This is a genomic window from Iodidimonas sp. MBR-22, assembly GCF_029946565.1.
GTDB classification, from domain to species: Bacteria; Pseudomonadota; Alphaproteobacteria; order Sphingomonadales; family Rhodothalassiaceae; genus Iodidimonas; species Iodidimonas nitroreducens.
Map to the genome: position 1 here is coordinate 1 of NZ_JARKVQ010000035.1, position 2,366 is coordinate 2,366.

Annotated in this window: 2 protein-coding genes; both read left to right on the forward strand. The window is 55.2% G+C overall.

Translation table 11 applies throughout. The features are described from left to right. Positions 1 to 162 precede the first annotated feature (162 nt). Positions 163 to 522: a PilZ domain-containing protein gene (locus QK300_RS13490; protein WP_281302333.1), complete on the forward strand. Its 360-nt coding sequence runs from the start codon at positions 163 to 165 to the stop codon at positions 520 to 522. A gap of 212 nt (positions 523 to 734) precedes the next feature. Next, on the forward strand, positions 735 to 2,180 hold the full coding sequence (locus QK300_RS13495; protein ID WP_281302334.1) for a hypothetical protein: 1,446 nt from the start codon (positions 735 to 737) through the stop codon (positions 2,178 to 2,180). Positions 2,181 to 2,366 lie beyond the last annotated feature (186 nt).

The window sequence follows — 2,366 nt, forward strand, 5'->3', positions numbered from 1 at the left end:
GAGGCCTCCCCGATCCGATACCGGCATTATCACTGCCAGCACGCTATGATTACCAGATTTTAAACAGACAACCCCGGGCTTGACCCAGGGTCCAGTCTTAACCAAACTCCGTGCATGAAGATCCGGGCGCAGGGGGCGCCGGAACAAGAATAGGCCATAATAATGAGCAATGATCACGATGATCGCCGCCATGATCTGCGGATGAATGTGTCCTGGCCCGCCTGCATCATTACCGAGAATGAGCAAATCTGGTCCTGCGATATTCTGGATGTGTCCTGGGCAGGCACCCATATCGCCAGCCCCGCGCCCCTTGTTCTGGGCGAGGAATTGATCCTCGATATCCCCAATCTGGGAGAATTTGCCGCCCGGGTGCAATGGCAGCATGAAAAGCGCTATGGCCTCACCCTGCTTTTGGGGCCTGATCTGCTTTTGCGCCATTATGCCGAACATATCGACCCCGATGCCATCAATGGCGCCAAAAACGCGATAGACGACCCTCCCGATCCAAAAGGTAAAATTTAGGATAAGATGCTGAAAAAAAAAGTCACCATTCAAGCTTTCCCATGGCTTGACACCGGCCAAGCTTTCATTCTAACTACTTTACATCATGCTGAGAGGGGATGAGCGCTGTGTTTAGCGACATGCTCGCGTCAGAATAGCACTCGAACCAACTGAATTGAACAAACCGCTCTCGACGCAAGATGGACCTAACCTTAAACAAGGACGGACACACGATGAAAACTCTCAATAAACTGGCCTTATCCGGCGCCATTGTGGCGCTCTCGGCCGGAACTGCGTTCGCGCAGGCAACCGATACGATCACCCTTGCGGTGACCAGCAATGGTAACGTCGCAGCGGAAGTGAATCTGGTCGATACCGCTGTTCTTGCTGGCCAAAGCGGTACACTCTCATTCACCATCACACCGGCCAACACGGGCACCAATCCCTGGGGCGTGGCTGGCCTGAGCACCGCTGGCTTCGTGAAAGTGAACCTGCAAGGCGCGGTGTTCGGCAACCCCGTCAACCAGACAGCCGTGACGGATACCGGCGATAACTCCTGCGCCGTTGGCGCGCAGGCTGTTTCCGCGGGTTCCACCGCCAACACCATCACCTTCGAAGTCGCCAATATCCAGAATTGCGATGGCGCTGGACTCGGCGGCGTTCTTGAAATTGCCGTTCCCTTCGCGCTGACCGCCGTCGGCTCGGCCAACTTCTCGGTTGGCGTCACCACCGTTACGTCCACTCTTGCGGCCGAGACGGCTTATGCTATCAATGGCGGTACATTGGTTGAAGTCGGCCCGGCGTTCACTGTTGCCGCCGACGACACCGGCGCAGAAACTGGCGATGCTGTCACGTTGGCGCTTGGTACACCTACTACAAAATCTTTCACACAGTTCAAGGTCGCAGGTGCGGGCACTGTGTTTGATGCGAAGATCGGTGAGATCACCATTGCCGCTGGCAATAATATGAGTGATCTGACCGGCACAACCATCACTGGACCGACCGACCTTGATCTCTCCATCTCCGGTGTATCCGTGGCAGGTATTGATCAGTTCACTGTTGGTGGTGTCGCCGTTCCGCTTAATGCTGGCAAAACAGCTTTTGAAGTAGCTGGCGCAAACCTCGGCCTTGGTACACATGGCGTTATCGTGGAACTGGCTGGCGATACTGATCCGGAAACTGGTGTATCTGTTTCGGCTCAAGCCTTCTCTGCTGATGTCACCGTCAATTCGCCTGATGTTGATCCCATCGAAGGCACAGGTACTTTCGCTGAAATCGTGCGTGATGGTACGGCGAGCAATAAATTCGATTGGGTGGCGCTGGAGCCTGCCAATCTCAACAACATCTTCCGCTTCACCAATCTCGATGCGGATGCGCAGGTTTTTGCCACTGTTCGTGACCTGAACTCCACAGCCACCGACATTGAAGATTTTAATCTCAATGCTGCTGGTCTCACCTCTGGCGTCACAGCCGGTGGCGAACTGCAAATCAGCGCTGTTGCCCTTGGGGATGCCATGGCCGATGCCGGTCTGCTCGATCCCGATGCCATTACTATCACCCGTGGCACGGTCAGCTTCACCGTTGAACAGGGGGCCGCAACGGGTCTTGAAATTCGTCGCCTGATGTTCAATGCCGATGGCGCCGTGAACAGCACCACCGATTGGACCCAACCTAACTGATCAGCTTTAACAGCTTATCGCTCTGAACTGTGGGAAAGGGTGGCTTTGGCCACCCTTTCTTTTTTTGCCCGCCCCCCCCCTTCGCCACCCCGGGCTGTTTTTCTTCCGTCACCCCGGGCTTGACCCACTGCTGTCCGGTTTAAATTCACTGCCATTGCAGCACCATTTGGTTCGTGTTTTCCGGTG